Here is a 21,837-nt window from a genome sequence, read left to right on the forward strand (position 1 = left end):
GCATGCTCGCCATGGCGCACGCCGGCTTCGTGTTCCTGTCGATGCCGAAGACCGGGTCGACCGCGATCCAGCGCCGCTTCGACTCCCGCGCGCAGCTGGTGATCCGCAAGCCGCCGACGATGAAGCACATGCGCGCGCGCACCTTCGAGCAGCGCATCGCCCCGACGCTGGCGGCCTACGGCTTCCCCCGCGAGAGCTACGAGCTGGTCTGCCTGGTGCGCGAGCCGGTCGACTGGGCCGCGTCGTGGTGGCGCTACCGGGCCCGGCCCGGCTTCGAGGGGAAGCCGCGCTACACCGGCGGGATGTCGTTCGAAGAGTTCGCCGAGCAGATCCTCGCCGGCGAGGTGCACCTCGGCAGCTCGGCCACCTTCGTCTCCGACCTCGACGGCAACGTCATCGTCGAGCGGGTCTACCGCTACGAGCACCTCGAGCAGGCCAGCGCCTGGATGGCCGACCGGCTCGGCGTCGACCTGCCCGCACCGGACCGCGCCAACGCCTCACCCGAGCGCGAGCTGGACGTCTCCCCGCGCCTGCGGGCCCGGCTGGAGGAGCACTACGCCGCCGACGTCGAGGTCTACCGCTCCGCGCTCTGAGCTCGCGGGGTGTTCGGGGGCCCGCGGGCTCAGGCGGTACGCCGGACCCAGCGGACCACGTCGTACCCCTCGGCCGGCTCGCGGGAGGCCTCGATCCACTCGCCCCGGTCGAAGCGCGGGTAGTGCACGTCGCCGGCCGGCTCGAGGTGGACCTCGGAGAGCACCTGCTCGTCGGCGACGGGCAGCGCGGCGGCGTACACCTGGGCGCCGCCGGCGACCATGACGTCGCCCTCGAGACCGTCCGCGCGGGCCAGGGCCTCGTCGAGGTCGTGGGCGACGAGCACCCCCTCGGCGCGCCAGGCGGGGTCGCGGGTCAGCACGACGGTGGTGCGGCCGGGCAGGGGCCGGCCGATCGACTCGTAGGTGGTGCGGCCCATGAGGAGCACGTGGCCCCAGGTCAGCTCCTTGAACCGCTGCTGCTCCCCGGGGACCCGCCAGGGGATGTCCGGGCCGTCGCCGATGACGCCGTTGCGCGCGACGGCGGCGACCAGCACGACACGCTTGCCGCCGGGGGTCACGGGCGGCTCATACGGCGATCGGCGCCTTGATGCCCGGGTGCGGGTCGTAGCCGGCGACCTCGATGTGCTCGAGCTCGAAGGCGTCCAGCGCGGTGACGGTCGGGTCGAGCACGAGCCGGGGCAGCGGCCGCGGCTCGCGGGTCAGCTGGAGCCGCGCCTGGTCGAGGTGGTTGAGGTAGAGGTGGGCGTCCCCGAGGGTGTGCACGAAGTCGCCGACCCCGAGCCCGGTCACCTGGGCGACCATGTGGGTCAGCAGCGCGTAGGAGGCGATGTTGAACGGCACGCCGAGGAACACGTCGCCCGAGCGCTGGTAGAGCTGGCAGGAGAGCCGGCCCGGCCCGTCGGCCTGCGGGGCGACGTAGAACTGGAACATCGTGTGGCAGGGCGCGAGCGCCATGTCGGGGATGTCGGCGACGTTCCACGCCGAGACGATGTGGCGGCGCGAGTCGGGGTCGCGGCGGATCTGCTCGACGACCTGGGCGAGCTGGTCGACGTGGCGGCCGTCGGGGGTCGGCCAGGAGCGCCACTGGTGGCCGTAGACGGGGCCGAGCTCGCCGTGCTCGTCGGCCCACTCGTCCCAGATGGTGATGCCGCGCTCCTGGAGCCAGCGCACGTTGGTGTCCCCGCGCAGGAACCACAGCAGCTCGCCGAAGACCGAGCGGGTGTGCACCTTCTTGGTCGTCACCAGCGGGAAGCCCGCGGTCAGGTCGAAGCGCATCTGGTGGCCGAACACGCTGCGCGTGCCGGTGCCGGTGCGGTCGCCCTTCTCGACGCCCTCGTCGAGGACACGGCGGAGGAGGTCGAGGTACTGCTGCACGGGCCCGAGCCTAGTCGCCCGCGCCGACCTCGTGGCGCAGGTCCAGGGTGCCGGTGATCGTGGTCCGCGTGGCGCCCCCGACGTGGACGGTCCCGCCGGTGCGGGCGACGTGGACGCGGCCCCGCCGGCCGACCGCGGTCCCCTGCGCCGCGACGTACGACGCCGGGAGGCGGCTGCCCGCGAGCCACTGGCCGATCCCGGCGTTGAGGCTGCCGGTGACCGGGTCCTCCGGGACGCCGTACTGCGGGCAGAACGCGCGCACCTCGATCGCCGCCTCACCGCCGGCGGGGTGCTCCCCCACCACCCCGATCTTCAGGTCGCCGAAGGCCGCGAAGTCGGGGTCGAGCGCGAGCACCGCCGCGGCGTCGCGCAGCAGCACCCCGACCCAGCCGGGGCCGTTGTCGATCCACGCCGCGTCGAGGAGGTCGGCGCGCCCGAGGCGGAGCGCCGCGGCGACGAGGGCCAGGTCGGACTCATCGACAGGCCCGGAGCGGACCAGCGGCGGCGCCTCGAAGGCGAGCACGTCGCCCGCGCGGGCGACGGCGACGAGCCCGGCTCCGCACTCCTGGACGACCCCGTCGCCGGCCGGCGCTCCCCCGGCCTCGAGCCAGGCGTGCGCGCTGCCGAGCGTCGGGTGGCCGGCGAACGGCAGCTCGCCGCCGGGGGCGAAGATCCGCAGCCGGTAGTCGGCCGCGGGGTCGGTCGGCGCCAGCAGGAAGGTGGTCTCCGAGAGGTTGGTCCACCGGGCGAAGGCCGCCATCTCCTCGTCGGTCAGGTCGTCGGCGTCGTGGACGACGGCGACCGGGTTGCCGAGCAGCGGCTCGGTGGAGAAGACGTCGACCTGGCTGAACCGGTGGGACGCACGCGGGCGGGGCACGCCCCGACCCTACGGCCGGAGCGGCCCCGCCCTCGTCCCCGAGGTCAGACCCCCGAGGTCAGACCCCCGAGGTCAGACCCCCGAGATCGCCTAGGCGCCGACCTCCTTGGCCGCGATCCGGCCGGTGGGTGCCGGTGCGGCGGTCACCGTGACCGACCGCGTCGCGGTGGTGGCCTTGCCCCAGCCGTCGGTGACGGTGAGGGTCACCGTGTAGGTCCCCGCCGCGGCGAACGCGTGGGTCGCGCTCGAGGCGGTGGAGTCCGCGGTCCCGTCGCCCCAGCTCCACCGGTAGGTGAGCGTGTCACCGGTGTTGGGGTCGGTCGACCCGCCCGCTGAGAAGTTGCACGACAGGTTGGTGCAGGCCGGGACGTTGAAGACGGCGTTCGGCGGCTGGTTCGTCGTCGGCTCCGTGATCGTGAGGGTCTGCGTGGTCGTGGCGGTGGTGCCCCACTCGTCGCGGGCGGTCAGCGTGACGGTGTAGGTGCCGGCCGCGGTGTAGGTCCGCGTCACCACCGCCCCCGATCCGCTGCCGTTGCCGAAGTTCCACGAGTAGGTCAGCGCCGTCGGGTTTTCGTCGGTCGAGCCACGGGCGTCGAAGGTGCAGACGTTCTGGCTGCACGCGACGGTGAAGCTCGGCACCGGCGGCAGGTTGCCGTCGGGAACCGTCACCGTGACGCGCCGCTCGATCGGCACCGCAGTGACCTGGTCGTGCTGGTCGACCGCACGGGCCCGGACCGTGTAGGCGCCGGCCGGGATGACGGGCGTCGTGTAGGAGAAGTTCGACCCCGGCGTGCCCGGGCTGTTGAGGAACGCCGCGCGCCAGCTCTGGGTGGTCGAGGTGAACGTGCCCGAGCTGCTCATGTACTGCCCGGCCGCGTTGACGACCGCCACCTCCACCCGCTGCATGGCCTGGTCGTCCTCGGCCCGGCCGCTGATGAAGATCTTGCCGTCGGGGAAGGTGGCTCCCTCGACGGGGGCGAACAGGTTCTCGGTCAGGGCGGGCGGCTGGTCACCGGGGTAGATCCGGTAGCGCGCCGTCGCGCCCGTCGTGGAGGTGTCCTGCTGCCCCGCGGTGTCGTAGGCGTAGGCCGTCACCGCCCAGTCGCCCTGCGTCGGCAGGTCGATCGGGAGCGTGAAGGTCGTGCTGGTACCACCAGGGGTGGCCAGGACCGCGTTGCGCGTCGCGAACGCGGCGCCCATCGTGCCGTCGGGCTGGAGGTAGCGGTTGGTGTCCTGGTCCTCCAGCGCGATCCGGACCTCCGCCACGCCCTTGTCGTCGGTCGCGCTGCCGGCGAGGTCGAGACGCAGCGTCTGCCCACCGGTGATCGTGCCGGTGACGTTGAGCCGGCCGTCCGGCGGCGCGTCGCCGGCGATCTGGGCGGCCAGGTTCAACCGGCCCTGCATGGCGTTGGCCGTGCTGAGCCCGAGGTCGTCCTGGGCGGAGACGCTGAAGGTGTAGGAGCCCGGCTTGAGGTTGAACGGGGTGGTCCAGCTCCAGGCGTACGTGGCGCCCGGGATGTTGACCGGCGAGATGCGGTACTGCCCCGCGATCACGTCCACCCCCCACGTGCCGTCGGCGGCGAGGTTCTCCCGCGTCGTGGTGTTGCGCAGCGTGATCTCGACGAAGGCGAGGTTCTGGTCGTCGCTGGCCGTGCCGCTGAAGGTCACCGGCTGGCCCGGGGCGACCTGCACGGTGCCGACCGCGGTCGGCGGCGTCATCGCCGCCGGCTGGCTGATCGTCACCGTCGGCGCGACGGCGTTCTCCGCGACCAGCCAGGACCGGTCGGCGGTGTCGAGGTCGCCCTGACCGGCGGTGTCGGTCGCGCGGACCTGCGCCGTCCAGGTGTCCTCGTAGGGCACCGTGACCTCGAAGGACCAGGTCGTCGAGACACCGCCCACGACGTCCGGGGTCACCCGGAAGGCGTTGTACGTCGCCGTCGCGGTGCCGTTGGCCTGCAGGTAGCGGTTCTGGGAGTCCTTGAGCGCCAGGCTCAGCGAGCTCACGCCCACGTCGTCGGTCGCGGTGCCGGTGATCGTGAAGGTCCGGGTGTTGACCAGGCTGCCGGCCGGGCCGCTCACGCTGGTGTTGGGCGCCTGGTCGGCGGTGCCGAAGGTCTCGAACTTCTTCGTCGCCTTCGACGGGTCCTGGCCGCCGCTGGTCGAGATCGCCCGGGCGCTGATCTTCAGCTCCCGGTTGTTGGCGACCGTCAGCGGCAGGGTCCACGCCGTCGACGGGCCGCCCGGCTGGGCGAGCGTCGCCTCGATGGTGTTGCTCGACGTCGAGCCCCAGGTCGTCAGGTCGTCGTTGAGGTAGCGGCGCGACCCGCGGTCCATGATCTCGACCTGCACGCTGCGCACGCCGTTGGCGGCCGAGGCGGTCCCGCTGACGGTGAAGGACTCCGCCACCGGCTTGATCCGGCCCTCGATCGGGTCGACGATCGTCGTCTCCACGCCGTTGCTCGCGGGCACCGAGGAGAAGTCGAAGAACGCGAGCCCGCCGACGTTGTACTCACCCTGCGTGGTCGCGTCGCCCCCGGTCCACAGCCCGCGCGGGGTCAGCTCGATGTGCTTGTTGCCCTCGTAGGAGTTCGAGGTCGGGTTCCACTCCAGCGCGGTGCCGTCGGCGGGGTTGAGCGCCCCCAGGTGCTCGCGCCGGACGACGGCGTCGCCGAGGCCGTAGCCCGAGAGGCCCTGGCCGGTGCCGTACCCCTGGTCGTCGAGACCGGGCCACGGCTGCGGCGAGGTCGGCGACTCGTTCCACGCGAAGTGGCCGCCGATGTAGACCGCCTGCTCGGAGATGGCCACCGAGTACACGCTGTCGAAGGCCCGGGAGATCCACAGCGGCTGCATGTTGTCGCCGCCGTCGATCGGGTAGGCGATGATCGTGTCGTTGATCGGCGGTCGGTCGCCGCCCGAGCCGCTGCTCACCGCGAACCAGGTGCCGTCGGGTGAGATGTCGCCGCCGTAGATGCGCTGGATGCCGCCGACGTACTGGAGGTTCTCCTCCCACAGCCGGCTGCGCCACGGGGTGAGCTGGTTGGTGCGGGTGTTGATGATCGCGATGCCGTAGCGGTCCTGGCCGTTGACCTGCCGGCCGGTGTGGACGACCAGCAGGCGGCCCTCGTCACGGGTCAGCTTGAGCCGCTGGACGGTGAGGTCGCCGTTGGTGCCGATGCCGCCGCTGAGGTTGTTGACGAAGTCCGAGCGGACCTCGCCCGTGGTGGGGTCGACCGCGACGAGCGCCCCGCGGGGCACGTTGTTGATCAGGGAGAACCGGCCGCCGGCGTACACCGTGGTGTTGGTGACCGCGAGCTCCTGCACCTTGCCGTTGCCGTTGGCCTGGAAGGTGGTGATGGCCGCCCCGGTGGCCGGGTCGATCCGGGCGAGCGCCTTGCGGCTGACTCCGTTGATCGTGCCGAAGCTGCCGCCGATGAAGAGCTTGGTGCCGTCCGGGGAGGCCTCGACCGCCTCGACCCCGCCGTTGCCGAAGACCGGGCGGAAGGAGGGGTCGACCAGGCCGGTGGTGGCGTCGAAGGCCGCCAGGCCGGCCTGCTGGTAGGTCGTGTTGTTGCCGTTGGCGCGGTTCGCGATCGAGGTGAAGGTGCCGGCGACGTAGGCGCGGTTGCCGACGAACTCGATGTCCCAGATCTCGCCGTTGCCGATGTAGGGCATGTTGGTGCGCGGGACGTCGGGCACCAGCCGGGCGTGGCCGGGCGCGGGGCTGATCGGGGAGGTCGCGACCGTCCGGGTCTCGACGTCCTGCTCCGCGCCGTCGCTGACGGTCAGCCGGACGGTGCGCTGGCCGTTGGTGGCGTAGGTGTGCGCGGGGTCGACGCCGTCACCGGTGCTGCCGTCGCCGAAGTCCCAGGTGTAGGTCAGCTGGTCCTCGTCGGGGTCGAAGGACCGGCTCGCGTCGAACTCGCAGGTCAGGCCGGAGCAGCCGGCGACGAAGTCGGCCGTCGGGGCCTCGTTCGTCGTGGAGGCGTCGGTGCCCGGGTCGAGGACGACGGAGTAGAGCATCGTCCGCGTCGCGGCCGAGCTCGTGGTGGCGGTGCGGCCGGCTGCGGTGCCGACCGGCACCTCACCGGCGGAGTCACCGAGCACGATGGAGACCTTGCCGCTGCCGGTGGCCGCGGCGGTCGAGCGCTGGGTCGCACCGGCCGGCAGCGTCCAGGTCGTGCCGTCGGTCGAGGACTTCTCGCTCCAGACGTTGACCAGCCAGGACCTCGCGCCGCTGACGGGGACCGAGGGCGTGGTGTGGCTGGTCCCGCTGACGTTGCTGCCACCGATCGCGGAGGCCGAGACCTGTCCGGTGCCGGTGCTGCGGTAGGCCGCCACGCTCATCGCGGACTTGATGAACGAGGCGGTGCTGACGGTGACGTCGGCGCCGACGTCGGTCGGCGTCGCGCTGCGGGTCCACACCCGGCCACGGATGCCGTTGCCGTCACGGGACTGCAGGAGCGTCCACCCGGGGATGGCCGTCGGGAGCGCCACCTCGGTGGAGTTGGAGGTCAGGAACAGCACCAGCCGGTCGAGGGGCTTGATGGTCGCCGGGATGCGGACGGCGTGGGCCGACCGGTTGCCCGCCGTGCTGGCCGAGCCGACGAAGCTGACCGAGCCCTGGACCACGCCGGAGGTCGGCGAGACCGACGCGGTCGCGGTGTCGGTGTCGGTGCCGTCGCTGACGGTGAGGGTCACCGTGCGCGAGCCGGCGGCGGCGTACGTGTGCTGGACCGAGGCGCCCGTGCCGGTCTGGCCGTCGCCGAAGGCCCAGCTGTAGGTCAGCGGGTCACCGTCGGCGTCGGTCGAGCCGGTGGCGTCGAAGCTGCACACCAACGCGTCGCAGCTGGAGGTGAACGCCGCGTCGGGGAGCTGGTTGGGCGGCGCCTGGCCGGGGCTGAGGACCACCGAGGCGAGCATCGAGCGCGAGACCGCGACGCTGGTGGTAGCGGTGCGACCCGCCGCGGTGCCGACCGGCACGGGGCCGGCGGAGTCGCCGAGCACCGCGCTGATCCGGCCGCTGCCGGTCGCGGCGTTGGTGGTGCGCTGCGTGGCGGTGGTCGGCAAGGTCCAGGTGGCGGTGGTCGAGGACTTCTCGCTCCAGATGCCCACCAGCCAGGAGTTGGCGGCCGGGACGGTCACCGTCGGCGTGGTGTGGCTGGTGCCGCTGGTGTTGCTGCCCCCGATCGCGGAGCCGCTGACCGAGAGGTCGTCACCGCGGTACGCCGCGAGGCCGGCGACGGCCTTGACGGTCTCGCTCGTCGTCGGGATGACGTTGGTGCCGGCGTCGGCCGCGGTCGCCACCTTGGTCCAGGTGCGCCCGCGGATGCCGTTGCCGTCCCGGGCACCCAGCTGGGTCCAGCCCGCCGGCGCCGTGACCGCCGTGACGGAGTCGTTGGTGGTGAGGAAGAGGACCATCACGTCCCCGGCCTGCACGGCCGTGGGGATCCGGACGCTGTGGTTGGTCCGGGCGCCCTGGGAGCTGGCGGCCCCGACGAAGGAGATGTCGCCCTGGACGACGGCGGGCTGCGGGTCGACCGTGCCCTCGGCGTCGTCGGTGGTGGTGCCGTCGCCGACCACCAGGCGCACGGTGCGCGAGCCCGGGCCGGTGTAGGCGTGCTGGGCGGTGCGCCCGGTGCCGGTCGCGCCGTCGCCGAAGGACCAGGTGTAGGTGAGCTGGTCGCCGTCGGGGTCGGTGCTCGCGCTGGCGTCGAAGGCGCAGGTCAGCGCGTCGCAGCTGGAGGTGAAGGACGCGGTCGGCGCCCGGTTGGGCTCCTCCTGGTCCGGGCCGATGACGATCGAGGACAGCGCGGTCCGCGAGACGGCGGCGCTGGTGGTGGCAGTGCGGCCCGCGGCGGTGCCGACCGGGACCGCCGCACCCGAGTCGGCGAGCACCGCGCTGATCCGGCCGGTGCCGGTCGCGGCGTTGGTGGTGCGCTGGGTGGCGCCGGTCGGCAGCGTCCAGGTGGCGGTGGTCGAGGACTTCTCGCTCCAGATGCTCACCAGCCAGGAGTTCGGGCGGGCCACCGGCACGGCCGGGGTGGTGTGGCTGGAGCCGCTGGTGTTGCTGCCGCCGATCGCGGAGGCGGTGATGTCGGCGCCGCCGGTGCTGCGGTACGCCGCGACGCCGACGACCGCCTTGACGGTCGTGCTCGTCGTCGGGGTGACGTCGGCGCCGGCGTCGGCCGCGGTCGCCACCTTGGTCCAGGTGCGGGCCCGCAGGCCGTCCCCGTCACGCGCCTGGAGCTGGGTCCAGCCCGCAGGGGCGCCGATCGTCGGGGTTCCGCTGTTGATGGTCAGGAAGGCGACGAGCACGTCGCCGGCCTGCACGGTGCTCGGCACGACCACCCGGTGGTTGGTGCGCGAGCCGTTGGTGCTGGCGGCGGCCACGAAGCTGACCTGGCCCTGCGCGACGGCCGCGGAGGCGGTCACGGCGCGGGAGACGGTGCCGGTGGCGGTGCCGTCGCTGACGGTGAGCGTCACCGTGCGCGTGCCGTCGGCGGCGTACGTGTGGGTGGGGGTGGCGCCGGTGCCGGTCTGCCCGTCGCCGAAGGTCCAGGCGTAGGTCAGGTCGTCGCCGTCGGCGTCGGTGGAGCCGGTGGCGTTGAAGGTGCAGGTGAGCTGGTCGCAGGTGGAGCTGAACGCGGCGGCCGGCGCGGTGTTGACCGGGTCCGCGACCTCACCGGGGGCGACGACGAGGGAGAAGAGGACGGTCCGCGAGGCGGCGACGTCGGTGGTCGCGGTGCGGGTCGTGGGCGAGCCGGCCGCGACCGGGCCGGCGGAGTCGCCGAGGACCGCGCTGATCTTGCCCGAGCCGGTGCCGGTCGCTGTCGTGCGCGAGGTGGTGCCGGCGGGCAGGGTCCAGGCCAGCGCCGAGGAGGACTTCTCCGACCACACGCTGACCAGCCACGACCCGGCGGCGGTGACGGGGACGCTCGGGGTGGTGTGGCTGGTGCCGCTCGCGTCGCTGCCGCCGACCGTGCTCTCCACGACGGCCGCCGCACCCGTGCTGCGGTAGGCGGCGATGCCGATCACGGACTTCATGTACGCGCTCGTCGTGACGGTGACGTTCGTGCCCGCGTCGGCGGCGGTCGCGGTCCGGGTCCAGGCCCGGCCGCGGATCCCGTTGCCGTCGCGCGACTCCACCAGCGTCCAGCCCGGCAGCGTGTCGGTGAACGCCTCGCCGGTTGAGCCGGTGGTCAGCGTGAGCACCAGGGCGTCGCCGGCCTGCACGCCGGCCGGCACGCGCACCGTGTGGGCGGTGCGGTTGCCGGCCGTGCTGTCCGCGGCCACGAACCCGACCACACCGGGTGCCGCCTGCGCGGGCGCGGTGCCCACGGCGGTCACGGCCAGCACGGGCAGGACCAGCGCGAGCACGGAGACCAGCGCGGTGAGGAGCCGGCTCCCGAGGGCACGTGGCGCACGGGTGGGAGTGGAGGCCGCCGACGGCGGCGGAGTCGGCGCGGGGCGCCAAGCGGAGTGCAGGGACACGAGCTCACCCATCCACGGGAGGACGGCCGCAGGACAGCGGCCTGCTCCGCATCGTGGGTGCAGCGCGGGTAGGTCCTCATGCCCAAATTTGATGGACCCGGGGCCCGGGCCGACCGGTCCTCGACGCCCGGGTCGGGAGGTCACCGAATTTGGGCATGCCCTGGCAGTGGCCCGCTCCTAGCGTTTCCGGGGTCGGACCGCCGCGGTCCGCAGGAGGCGTCATGAAGGTGCTGCTCGTGAGCTCGTCCGGAGGCCATCTGGCCCAGCTGATGTGCCTGCGCCCGTGGTGGGGCGAGCACGAACGGCACTGGGTCACCTTCGACACCCCCGACGCGGTGAGCAAGCTCGCCGGCGAGGAGGTGACCTGGGCGCACCACCCCACCACCCGCAACGTCGGCAACCTGCTGCGCAACACCGCGCTGGCCCGCCGGGTGCTCGCCGAGGTCCGGCCCGACGTCGTCGTGAGCACCGGCGCCGCGGTGGCCGTGCCGTTCTTCTGGATGCACCGGCTCTACGGCGTCGCCAGCGTCTACCTCGAGGTCTTCGACCGGATCGAGACGCCGACGCTCACCGGCCGGCTGTGCCGCCCGGTGACCGACCTGTTCCTCGTCCAGTGGCCCGAGCAGCAGCAGATGTACCGCTCCAGCGTCCTCCTCGGGAGCGTGTGGTGACCGCCCCCACGCCGCTGGTCGCCGTCCTGCTCGGCACCGACCACCACCCCTTCGACCGGCTCGTCGACTGGTCCCGCGAGGTACGCCGCGCGACGGGCGCCGACGTCTTCGTCCAGCACGGCGCGACGACGCTGCCCCCGGACCTCACCGGCGCCGCCGTCCTCGGCCTCGCCGAGCTCTCCTCGCTGCTGGACCGGGCGGCGGTCGTCGTCACGCACGGCGGTCCGGGCCTGATCATGGAGGCGCGCGCGGCCGGCCACCTGCCCGTGGTCGTGCCGCGCGACCCCCGCCTCGGCGAGCACGTCGACGACCACCAGCAGCGCTTCGTGGCGAGGATCGCCGGCGCCGGCTTCGTCGCGGCCGCCCAGCACCTGCCCGACTTCCGTCGAGCCGTCTCGATCGCCCTCGTCGGCGGCCGGGGCGCACCCGCCGGACCGGTCCCGCCCGGCGGCACTCCGCCGGGCGACGGTCCGGTGGCCGACCTCGCCCCGGCCCGCTTCGGCCGGCTCGTCGACGAGCTCCTCCACCGGACCTGAGGCGCCGCCCGTGACTGTCACCGTGCCCTCCGGGCTCCCCGCGCTCCCCGCGCTCCCCGCCTCCCCCGTGGCTCCCGCCCTCCCGGCGGCTCCCGCGGCTCCCGCGGCCCGCGGGCCCGACGAGCAGCCGCCCGGCGCCCCGGAGCCGGCTCCGGCCCCGGCTCCCCGCCGCTCGAGTCGCAGCCCCATCTCGGCGATCCTCGCCCACGACGTCACCGGCGGCGGCCGGGGGCGCTGGCGCCCGCCGTTGCGGCTGGCCGCCGGGGACACGCTGGCCGCGGGCATGGGCGCTGCCGTGGCAGCGCGGGACACCCCGACGCCGGTGGTCTTCGTGCTGCTCGTCGTCACCTGGCTGCTGCTGCTCTCGGCCGACCACTGCTACGACCCGCACATCGCCTCCCGGCTGGACCAGGTCCGCCGGGTCGGCCGCTGCGGCGTGGTGCTGGTCGCCGCGGCCGCGACCGGGGCCGTCCTCCTCGAGCCGACGATCCGACCGGGCCGGCTGCTCGCCCTGGCCGTCATCACGACGACCGTCAGCGCCGCCCAGCGGTTGGTCGGGGACCGTTGGACCGGCGTCGCCCGGGCGCGGGTCCCGGTGGTCGTCGCCGGCCACCGCCGCGACGTCGCTCGGGTGCTGGGCGAGCTCGAGCGCAGCCGCGGCCACCGGTACCGCGTCGCCGGCGTCTGCGTCCCGACCCGCTCGGGCCGATCCCTCGGCGTCCCGGAGACGTGCGGCTTCCACCGGCTGACGACCGCGGTGGTGCAGCACGGGGCCCGCGCGGTCATCGTCGTCCCCTGCCGCCACCTCGACCCGATGACGCTGCGCCGGCTCAGCTGGCAGCTGGAGGCCTCCGGCACCTCGTTGATGGTCGCCTCCGGGCTCTTCGACGTGGCCGCCACCCGCGCCCGGATCGGGTACGCCGGCGACCTGCCGATGCTGCACGTGCGCCACGCCGAGCTCACCGGGGCGCGGCGACTGCTCGAGGCCGCGGCCGAGCGCGCCGCGGCCGCCCTCGCGCTGGTCCTGCTCGCCCCGCTGCTGGCCGTGCTGGCCCTCGCGGTGCGCCGCGACACCCCCGGCCCGGCGCTGTTCCGCCAGACCCGGGTGGGGCGCAACGGCCGCCCGTTCTCGATGCTCAAGCTGCGCAGCATGGTCGCCGACGCCGAGGAGCGCCGCGGGGGCGTCGAGGCGCTCAACGAGACCGACGGCGTGCTCTTCAAGGTCCGCTCGGACCCGCGGGTGACCCGGGTCGGCGCCGTGCTGCGCCGCTACTCCCTCGACGAGCTCCCGCAGCTGGTCAACGTCGTCCGCGGCGAGATGTCGCTCGTCGGACCGCGGCCGCCGCTGCCCGAGGAGGTCGAGCGGTACGACCCCGACACGCGCCGCCGGCTCGCCGTCCGCCCCGGCATCACCGGCCTGTGGCAGGTCTCGGGCCGCTCGGACCTCTCCTGGGAGGAGACCGTCCGCCTCGACCTGCGCTACGTCGACAACTGGTCCCTCGGGCTGGACCTGCGGATCCTGCTGCGCACCGTCCGCGCGGTGCTGCGCCACGACGGCGCCTACTGACTGGCTCGAACCCGGCCCGGGCGAACCCGCCCCGGGCGAACCCGGCCTACGCGAAACCGATCGGCGCCGACGTACCCCGAATGGGGCATGACCTAGTGCCCGGGCCCTCCTCGCCACCCTACGGTGACGCGTCCGCCGAGCCCGGTGTGGCGTCCCCGACTGCAGAGGCCAGAGCCATCCGAACCTCCAGCACCCGTGCGCCCGCCCTCGCGGCGGCCGCCCTGCTCCTCACCACGATCCCCGTCCACAGCCCGGCCACCGCCGCGGCACCCGACCCCGGCGTGCGCAACGGCGGCGCCGAACGAGGCACGACCGCCTGGTCGGTCTCCGGCGAGCCCGGCGCCCGGCTGAGCACCTCGACGACCTCCCGCAGCGGCTCCCGCGCCGTTCGCGTGCACTCCGAGCGCCCCGTCCGGGCCCGGGTCGACGTCCGCGCCAGCACGGCCGCGCGGGACCGGGCGCGCGGCACCACCGGCACCGCCGAGGTCTGGATCCGCACGGCCGCCACCGGCCAGGAGGTCACCGTCGTCGCCCGGGAGGTCACCGCGTCGGGCCGGTGGGTCCAGTCCCGGCGCCGGAGCACCACTCCCACGGCCGACACCTGGACCGCGGTGCGCGTCCCGCTGACCACCCGGCGTCCCGGCTCCACGCTCCGCGTGCGCCTCGTCCTGCCGGCGAACGACAGCGGGCTCGACGTGCTCGTCGACGACGTCTCCCTGACGACCGGGCCGCCGCGGGCCTCCGTCGCCGCCGGCCTGCTCACGACCGGGTGCCGGCACAGCGCGCGCGGCATCCCGTCCTGCGGCGCGTACTTCGGGGCGGCGTACGGCGCCAACACCGACCCGGCCCCCTTCGAGCAGCAGGCCGGCCGGCGGCTCGGCGTGCGGCGCACGTTCTTCGACGCCCGCGGCGTCGCCTCCGCCGTCCGCCACGCCACCGCCGACCTCGCCCGGGGTCGGCTGCCCTGGATCAGCTTCAAGCTCCCGCACTCCTGGGAGAAGATGGCCGCCGGGGCGGGTGACGCCTGGGTCACCGACCTCGCGCGCCGGCTGGCCGCCCTCGACGGCCCGGTCTGGGTCGCGTTCCACCACGAGCCCGAGGGCGACGGCGACATCGACGCCTGGCGCCGGATGCAGGAGCACCTGGCCCCGATCGTCCGGGGCTCGGCCCCCAACGTCGCCTACACCGTCGTGCTCACCGGCTGGAACCAGTTCTACGGCGACGCGGCCTACCGGCTCGACAACCTCTGGCCCCGCACGAAGGTCGACGTCGCCGGCTTCGACCTCTACAACGAGTACGGCGTGGTCAAGGACGGCCGCAGGATCACCGAGTTCCCCGACTTCGACGACCGGTACTTCCGCCGGCTCCAGACCTGGGCCGCGGAGCAGGACGTCGCGTGGGGCATGGCCGAGTGGGCCTACACCGACGAGGGCCACGCCGAGGACCCGGACTGGATCGAGCGCACCTTCGACCAGATGGTGGCCCGCGGCGGCGTCGCGGCGGCGTACTTCAACACCGAGGTCAACGCCTACGGCTCCTGGCGGCTCGGGAGCGGCTCGAAGCGCCAGGACTTCGCCAACGGCCTCCGAGGCTCGGCGGCGCTGCCGCTGCCGTGACGCCGCGCTGGCGGGTCCCGGCGGGTCCCGCCGGGATCACCGGTGCCCGAGCACCCGGCGGTAGACCGCGACGGCGGCGAGCTGGGAGTTGACCTCGAGCTTGCGCAGCACCGCCTTCACCTGGCTGCGGACGGTCTGCTCGCTCACCCCCGCACGCTCGGCGATCTCGGCGACGGTGACGCCGTCGTAGAGCAGCGCGAGGATCTCCCGCTCGCGGGTGCTCAGCCGGGCGATGGAGACCACGGCGTGCAGGTCCGCCCGCTCGCTCTCCCGCCAGGCCGCGACCATCGCGCGGCGACGGGCCGGGGAGAGCAGGTCCTGCCCGCCGAAGAGCATCCGCAGGGCCAGCGTGAGCTCGTCGAGGCCGACCGAGGTGGGCAGCACCCCGGCGGCCCCGGCCTGGATCATGCCGCCCCACGCCGGGTCGCCGGGGTCGTTGACCACGAGCAGCCAGCGCAACGGGGCACCCTCCACCACGGCCCGCGCCTCCGCGCGCCGGCGGGGCGTCGCGAGGTCGCCGAAGATGACCCCGACCGCCGACCGGGTCAGGCGCACCTGCCGCTGGTGCTCGGCCGCGGGCCGGCGTGAGGAGGGCCAGTCCAACGCCACGGCCTCATAGCCCCGGCTGCGCAGCGCCACCCGCACGGTGTCGCCGACGAGCCGCTCCTCGGCCATGAGCGCGAGGCGTCGGCGCACGCCGGGCCGGGCCGGGCCGCGCGCTCCCCGCGCCGCCTCGGCGGCACGGTCCTCGGCCGGGGCGGTCACCGGCCCGGCCTGCCGACGTGGACGTTGTCGAGCACGCCGTTGAACTGGTCGGTGGCCGAGGCCGTGATGACGCCCTCGGGATCGACCTTCGCCCCGACCGAGAGGGGGACGGCCGGGTCGAAGGCAAGGCGGCCGATGTCCCCGGTGGCGCTCTGCGTCCACGTCCGCGACCAGGTTCCGTCCGGGCGGGCCCGGGCCAGCGAGACCGTGACCGTGCGGCCGCGCCGGGTGCAGGCCGCACGGTGCCACCGGCCCGGCTGGATCGTCTTCGCGGCCGCCACCACCACCTCGCCGCGGTCGCCGGCGATCCGGCAGGAGAGGACGCGGTGGTCGACCTGGAGCTTGTACTGCACCGGGTCGCGGTAGAGGCCGCGCTGGAGGACGTTGTCACCGTCGTCGGTCGGCACCCCGTCGGAGGCGGGATCGAGGCTGAGGTCGGCGCCGAAGGTGAACCGGGCGATGCCGGGGCTCAGCTGGTCCTCCGTGCCGGCCGGCCGCACCACCACCGCGGCCGCGGCGACCGCCTCCTCGTCGAGGTACGGCAGGCGGGCGCCGGTGCCCCCGACCTCCGCGCTCGTGCTCTCGACGCCGGCGGCCCGGACCAGGCGCCCGCCGTTCTGGGTGGCCATCGAGATCCACACGGGGTAGCTGCCGCGGTTGGCGATCGAGCCGATCACCGAGCCGGGCGGTGCAGCGCCCTCCTCGAAGTCGACGAGCAGGAACGTGCCCGGGTCGGCGTCCGCCTGCGCGGCCGGCGCGTCGCCGGCGGTCCGCCCGCCCTCCCCCGTCTCCCCGTCGGCACCCCGGCCGAGCGCCGGGATCTCGCAGGCCGTCAGCGCGGCGAGGGCGAGCACCCCGGTCAGCACGCCGAGGCCGATCGGTCTGCGGAGGCCGGTGGTGGTGGAGGTCGGCCGGAGGGTCATCGCGGGCTCCTTCCCGGGTCCGCACGCGAATCCGGAGCAGTGGTCGGCTCCTCCGGCGCGGTCGCGCCGTCGGGCCCCTGGAAGAGGAACAGGGCGCGTCCGGCCCAGGTCGCCGGTCCGGCGACCGACCCGGGGACGCGTCGTGCGGTGCCGCCGACGGGCTTGGCCGCCCCGCCCTGGGTGCGCCAGGTCAGGCGGCGCAGCGCCCCGTCGGGGCCGCCGATGTAGAGGTGGGTGCGGGTGAGGGCCAGCCCGCGGACCCGACCGGGCCGGAAACCGGGGACACGGCCCGAGGCGACGTGGCGCTCGGCGCCGACGACACCGCTCGCGGGTGAGAAGTAGCGGTAGACGAGGGCGTCGGACCCGGCGCGGGTGTAGTAGATGCGCCCGTCCTGGTAGGCCATGCCGGTGGCGGCCCGGGCATCCGCGTGCCACGCGGTGAGCGGCCGGATCCGGTCCTGGGCGGCGACGGCCTCGGCGGGGCCGAGGGTGGTGCCGTCGAAGGTGCGCCGGGAGAAGGAGCCGTCGGCGTGCGCGAGGTAGAGCCAGCCGTCGACCATGAAGGCGCCGCGGACCCGGCGCCAGTCCGGCACCTCCCCGGGCGGGCCGTCGGTCGCCACCTCGGACGGGGCGCCGGCCGACGTCGCGGACAGCCCCCGGCGCACCAACACGTCGCGGCCGGCCGGCGCGGCGACGTACACCTCGGCCGGGAGGGCGGCGGTGCGGGAGGGCAGCTCGGCGGGGCCGACCGCCGGCAGGAAGGCCACGCGGTGCCGTTGGAGCCCGCCGATCCGGGTGGTGTCGGAGACGACCCACAGCCCCCGGTCGGTGGCGAGGAAGTCGAAGACGCCGACGCCGCGGTCGCGGCCGGGGTCCCACGACAGCGGCAGCCCGTTGAGCGGGTCGAGGGCGGCGATGCCCTGGCGGGCGACCGCCCCGGGGCCGGGGCCGTTGCGACCGCCCGGGTTGTTCCACCAGCGCTGGTGGCCCCCGACGTAGACCGCGCTGCGCGTGACCTCCACGGCGTACGACGTGTCGCCGCCGGTCCGGTCGACCCAGGTCGGCTGCACCCGGTCGCCCCGGGTGTGCGTCTCGAACCGGCTGACCGAGTCGCACGGGCCGTTCCCGCCGCCGTACCCGCCGGTCGTCGTCACGACGAAGAACCGGCCGTCCGGTGAGACGTCGACGTCGCGCATCGAGGAGTCGTAGGCCCGCGAGCACGGAGGCTCGAAGAACCGGGTGCGGAAGCCGGCCGGCCGCGCGGTGCGGCCCAGCCGCAGCACGAGCAGCTGGTGGGAGCGCTTGCCCTGGAGGCGGGCGAAGTTCCCGACCGCCACGAGGCGGGAGCCGTCCGGGGTGAGGTCGAGCTTGAGCACCTGGGTGACGCCACGCCGGTGGTGGCCGCGCACGCCCAGGGACATGTACGGCGTCGCGCGGCCGGTCTGCGGGCCGAGCGTCGCGAGCGCGACCCGGTGCCGGCCACCGATGTGGGTGAACGCCCCGCCCACCCAGAGCCGGCCGTCGCGCAGCGCCAGGTCGCGCACCTTGCCCGCGACCCGGCCCGGGCGGAAGGACCCGACGAGCGACCCGTCGGCCAGGTCCACCCGCGCGAGCCGGCCCCGGGGCCTGCCGTCGACGGCGGTGAAGGTCCCGCCGACGTACATCGACCGGCCGTCGGCGGCCGGGGCCAGCGCGCGCACCTCCCCCACCACCCGCGCGTCGAACTCCCGCACCACCTGGCCGGTGCTGGCGCTGAAGGCGACCAGCCCGCGCCGGACCAGGACCGGCCGCGTGCCCACGACCGTCTCGGCGTCCCGCACCCGGGTGAACGACCCGCCGAGGACGACGGTGTCCCCGACCTGCTCGACGACGTAGACCCGTCCGTCGAGGACCTCCGGCGTGCCCGCCGCCGGCTGCTCGGCGACCGCGAGGTCACCCAGGTCGGCCGGGCCACCCGGGACGGCCCGGCCCGCCCCGGCGGCCGGTGACACCGAGGAGACGAGGAGCAGGCCGGTGAGCGCGGCGGCCCCGAGGGCGACCACGTTCACGAGCTGCAGCCGGAGCGTGCACGCATGGCGGAGGGTCCTGATCTGTCGACGGCGACGCAGCAGTTCAGCCGGCCGTTCCAGGAACGTAGGAGCGTGCCCGGACGGCCCGGTCGCTCGCCCGGGAAGATCCTCAACATTGGTGAGGGCCGCCGCGCCCGGCTCGCGTTGGGTAAGGGGGTGCCCGCCACCGCCATGCCCGCGCCGCCCGCCGCGCCGCCCGCGCCGCCCGCGCCGTCCCGATCGGAGCCGCGGGCCGGTCGTGCCGGGCTGGGCGGACCTGCGTGGCCGCTGGTCCTGCTGCTGGCCGGCTACCCGGCGTGGTGGCTGCTCGGGGTGGACTCCTTCCTCCCCCTCGCGCTCGCGGTGCCGATGCTGCTCCAGCTGCGCCGGCGCCCCACGCTCCTGCTGCCGGCCGGGCTCGGCCTGTGGCTGCTGTTCTGCTGCTGGGTCGTCGTCGGCGTCGTGCTGCTGTGGACCGACGCCCCCGGCGCGATCCCCGGCGGCGGCGGGTCCTCACGCCTGCTGGTCTTCGGCTTCCGCCTGGCCTGGTACGTCGCCTGCGGGGTCGTCCTGGTGTGGGTGGCCAACCTCCGCCGCGAGGACCTCCCCGACGAGCGCGCCCGCGGACTGCTGGCGTGGCTGTTCGTGCTGTGCACCGCCGGCGGCATCGTCGGCCTGCTCTGGCCCGAGATCGAGGTCACCTCGCTGACCGAGTCCCTGCTGCCGGCCGGGCTGCGCAACAACGCCTTCGTCGCCTCGCTGGTGCACCCCCAGGTCGCCAACGTCCAAGACGTCCTGGGCCGACCCGAACCGCGACCCAAGGCGCCGTTCGCGTTCACCAACACCTGGGGCAGCTGCCTGTCGCTGGCCCTCGTCTTCCTCCTCGCCCTCGACCGGCGCCGGCGGCGGTGGCTGCGCCTGGCCGTGCCGCTGGTGCTCGTGGTGGCCGCCTGGCCGGTGGCCTACTCCCTCAATCGGGGGCTGTGGGGCAGCCTGGCGATCGGTCTGGTCGTCCTGGTCGTGCTCCGCGCCCGGCGCGGCGACCCGAAGGCCGCCACCGCCCTGGTCCTGGCGACGGTCGTCGGCATCGTCGCGCTCGTGGCGAGCCCCCTGGCCGACGTCTACGGCGACCGCTTCGAGAACCAGCACAGCAACAACCGCCGCAGCCAGCTGCTGATCACCACCACCACCTCGGTCAGCCAGGCCTCCCCCATCGCCGGCCTCGGCAGCACCCGCGACGTGCAGGGCAGCTTCGCCTCCATCAGCGGCGCCGCGACCCCCGAGTGCCCGGCCTGCGGCGTGCCCCCGCTGGGGACGCAGGGCCAGCTGTGGCTGGTGCTGTTCTCCCAGGGCTGGATCGGGCTGGGACTGTTCCTCGCCTTCCTCGTCGCCGCGCTCGCGCGCGCCCGCCGCTGCCGGACGACGACCGAGGTCACCTGCGCCTTCGTCGTGCTGTTCCTCCTCATCCAGCTGCCGGTCTACGACACCCTCGGCATGCCGCTGTTCCTGGTGATGATCGCCATCGGGCTGCTGACCCGCGAGCAGGCCGCCGCCGGCGACCAGCGCCACCGTCGGATCGCCACGCCCGACCTGGGCCGGGCCCTGCGCCGCGGCGCGCCCGTCGTCGCGGCGACCACCGTGGCCGGTGCGCTGATCGGGACCGTCCTCGCCGCGGCTCCCGCCTCCGCCATGCACCGCGCCGAGACGCGGGTCCTGCTCACCCCGGCGCCGGTCTACCTCTCCACGGGCAACCCGGACACCCCGCTGGACGCCGACGGCGAGGCCGACCCGCCAGGCGAGGTCACCGTCGACACCGAGGCGGCACTGCTGCTCTCCGAGGAGTCGCTGCGCCGGGCCGCCGCGGCGACGGGCCAGGAGGTCGACACGCTGCGGGAGGCGGTCGCGGTGACCGCTCCTCCCCGCTCCCACGTGCTGCGGCTGACCGTGGACCTGCCCGACGCCGGCGACGCCGAGCTCGCGGCCGCGGCCGTCGCCGCGTCGTACCTCGACTCGCGCGCCGCGTTCCTCACCCAGCGCCGCGACGACCTCGTCCGCAGCCTCACCCGCCAGCTGGCCCAGCTCAACCCCGTGCTGGTCATGCTCCGGAGCCAGCGCGCGCAGATCCTGCGCGAGATCGACTACCTCGAGACCTCCCGTCCGAGCGTCGGCGAGGTCATCGGCGCCGGCGCCGCGACCCGCCTGCCCAGCAAGGCCGAGGTCCCCATCGCCTCCGGCGCCGGCCTCGGCCTGCTCGCCGGCGTCCTCCTGGCCCGCCGCCGGCGACGGGCGTGACCGCCACCGGCGGACCCCGACCACCCACCCGCGCATCGAACCGAGGAGCTCTCGTGACCGACCCCCCCAGCAACACCGACCCCTCGCGCCGCACCGCCCGGCTGCCGGCCGTCGACGTCGTGATCGCCACCCACGCTCGGCCCGAGCTGGTGCGCACCGCGGTCGACGCGGTGATGGCGCAGGACTACCCCGGGGTGCTGCGCTGCCTGGTCGTCCACGACCGCTGCGAGCCCGACGACTCACTCGTCCGCGAGGGCCGGCGGCGCTCGGTCGAGGTGCTCGTCAACACCTGCACGCCCGGCCTCGCCGGCTCCCGCAACACCGGCATCCTCGCCGGCGCGGGCGACCTCGTCGCCTTCTGCGACGACGACGACGTGTGGTTCGAGGACAAGGTGAGCCGTCAGGTCGAGGAGATGGAGCGCACCGGCGCCCTGACCTCGGTGACCGGGATCGTCGTGGACTACCAGGACCGGCGTACGACGCGGATCCCCCGGCCCGAGCAGATGACGGTGCGCGAGCTGGCGCGCCACCGGGTCATGGCCGCGCACCCCTCGACGGTCATGGTCCGCCGCGCCGCGCTCGAGGGGCCGATCGGGCTCGTCGACGAGGACCTGCCGGGCAGCTACGCCGAGGACTACGACTGGATCCTCCGCGCCGCGGGCGTCGGCGAGGTCGCGGTGGTGGAGATGGGGCTCGTGCTGGTGCGCTGGGGCTCCTCGCAGTTCGCCCGCCAGTGGTCGGTCATCGTCGCCGCCCTCGACCACCTCCTCGCCAAGCACACCGCCTTCGCCGAGGACCCCCGGGCGCTCGGCCGCATCTACGGGCAGCGCGCCTTCGCCCTCGCCGCTTCCGGCGACGCCCGCGCGCTCGCCGCAGCCGCCCGCGCCGTCCGCACCTGGCCCTGGGAGCGCCGCTCCTACCTCGCCGGCGCCGTCGCGCTCCACCTGCTCTCCGCCGACCGGGTGCTCGATCTCGCGAACCGCCGCGGCCGCGGCATCTGAGGCGGCCCGGCGCCGCCACCCGTCGTCCACGCCGTCCGGGGGACCGGCGTCCCCCATCTGGGGGATGCCGGGCGGACAGCGGAGGAAGCGCGGCTCGTCCGGGGGGTACGGGCCAGGGATGC

The 21,837-nt window shown here is 74.9% G+C and carries 14 protein-coding genes; 7 read left to right on the forward strand and 7 right to left on the reverse strand.

The annotated features are described in order from the left end of the window. Positions 1-2 precede the first annotated feature (2 nt). On the forward strand, positions 3-593 hold the full coding sequence (locus HPC71_RS13065; RefSeq protein ID WP_154616444.1) for a hypothetical protein: 591 nt from the start codon (positions 3-5) through the stop codon (positions 591-593). A gap of 29 nt (positions 594-622) precedes the next feature. Here the strand turns inward: HPC71_RS13065 and HPC71_RS13070 are convergent, their stop codons facing one another. From HPC71_RS13070 to HPC71_RS21095, 4 genes are all read right to left on the reverse strand, one after another. Beyond that, on the reverse strand, positions 623-1,111 hold the full coding sequence (locus tag HPC71_RS13070) for a dihydrofolate reductase (RefSeq protein WP_171896778.1): 489 nt from the start codon (positions 1,109-1,111) through the stop codon (positions 623-625). 7 nt (positions 1,112-1,118) lie between these two features. Then, positions 1,119-1,928 (reverse strand): thymidylate synthase, encoded by an 810-nt coding sequence (locus HPC71_RS13075; RefSeq protein WP_171896779.1) that lies wholly within the window; start codon positions 1,926-1,928, stop codon positions 1,119-1,121. 10 nt (positions 1,929-1,938) lie between these two features. Then, positions 1,939-2,805 carry a PhzF family phenazine biosynthesis protein gene (locus tag HPC71_RS13080; protein ID WP_171896780.1) on the reverse strand — a complete coding sequence of 289 codons (867 nt, stop codon included), beginning with the start codon at positions 2,803-2,805 and terminating at the stop codon, positions 1,939-1,941. A gap of 90 nt (positions 2,806-2,895) precedes the next feature. Next, positions 2,896-10,308: a PKD domain-containing protein gene (locus HPC71_RS21095; RefSeq protein WP_154616443.1), complete on the reverse strand. Its 7,413-nt coding sequence runs from the start codon at positions 10,306-10,308 to the stop codon at positions 2,896-2,898. A 209-nt stretch (positions 10,309-10,517) separates the two neighbouring features. Here HPC71_RS21095 and HPC71_RS13090 point away from each other — a divergent pair, with 209 nt between their 5' ends. The 4 genes from HPC71_RS13090 (at position 10,518) to HPC71_RS13105 (ending at position 14,686) form a co-directional block, all read left to right on the forward strand. Further along, entirely contained in the window at positions 10,518-10,967 is a 450-nt protein-coding gene (locus HPC71_RS13090) for a glycosyltransferase family protein (protein ID WP_154616442.1), read from the forward strand. After that, positions 10,964-11,503 carry a glycosyltransferase gene (locus HPC71_RS13095; protein WP_154616441.1) on the forward strand — a complete coding sequence of 180 codons (540 nt, stop codon included), beginning with the start codon at positions 10,964-10,966 and terminating at the stop codon, positions 11,501-11,503. Before HPC71_RS13090 ends, HPC71_RS13095 begins: the two co-directional genes overlap by 4 nt. A gap of 10 nt (positions 11,504-11,513) precedes the next feature. Next, positions 11,514-13,070: an exopolysaccharide biosynthesis polyprenyl glycosylphosphotransferase gene (locus HPC71_RS13100; RefSeq protein ID WP_216656413.1), complete on the forward strand. Its 1,557-nt coding sequence runs from the start codon at positions 11,514-11,516 to the stop codon at positions 13,068-13,070. Positions 13,071-13,216: 146 nt separating this feature from the next. Beyond that, positions 13,217-14,686: a carbohydrate-binding protein CenC gene (locus HPC71_RS13105; protein WP_154616440.1), complete on the forward strand. Its 1,470-nt coding sequence runs from the start codon at positions 13,217-13,219 to the stop codon at positions 14,684-14,686. A gap of 36 nt (positions 14,687-14,722) precedes the next feature. On the opposite strand, the gene HPC71_RS13110 is transcribed toward HPC71_RS13105, so the two are convergent. Genes HPC71_RS13110 through HPC71_RS13120 form a run of 3 tightly spaced genes read right to left on the reverse strand, consistent with a single transcriptional unit; the run spans position 14,723 to position 18,422 of the window. Next, the gene (locus HPC71_RS13110) at positions 14,723-15,451 is read right to left on the reverse strand and encodes a response regulator transcription factor (protein ID WP_154616439.1); all 729 of its coding nucleotides are present in this window, start codon (positions 15,449-15,451) and stop codon (positions 14,723-14,725) included. Beyond that, the gene (locus tag HPC71_RS13115; protein WP_154616438.1) at positions 15,448-16,374 is read right to left on the reverse strand and encodes a LamG domain-containing protein; all 927 of its coding nucleotides are present in this window, start codon (positions 16,372-16,374) and stop codon (positions 15,448-15,450) included. Before HPC71_RS13115 ends, HPC71_RS13110 begins: the two co-directional genes overlap by 4 nt. Then, positions 16,371-18,422, reverse strand: coding sequence for a delta-60 repeat domain-containing protein (locus HPC71_RS13120; protein ID WP_154616437.1), 2,052 nt, complete (start codon positions 18,420-18,422; stop codon positions 16,371-16,373). Before HPC71_RS13120 ends, HPC71_RS13115 begins: the two co-directional genes overlap by 4 nt. Positions 18,423-18,599: 177 nt before the next feature. Between HPC71_RS13120 and HPC71_RS13125 the strand changes: the two genes are divergently transcribed. Next, a complete protein-coding gene (locus HPC71_RS13125) occupies positions 18,600-20,714 on the forward strand; it encodes a hypothetical protein (protein ID WP_154616436.1) in 2,115 nt (704 codons plus the stop codon). Positions 20,715-20,767: 53 nt separating this feature from the next. Next, positions 20,768-21,715, forward strand: a complete 948-nt coding sequence (locus tag HPC71_RS13130) for a glycosyltransferase family 2 protein (protein WP_154616435.1) — start codon at positions 20,768-20,770, stop codon at positions 21,713-21,715. Positions 21,716-21,837: the final 122 nt, after the last annotated feature.

The organism is Nocardioides marmotae (genome assembly GCF_013177455.1).
GTDB classification, from domain to species: domain Bacteria; phylum Actinomycetota; class Actinomycetes; order Propionibacteriales; family Nocardioidaceae; genus Nocardioides; species Nocardioides marmotae.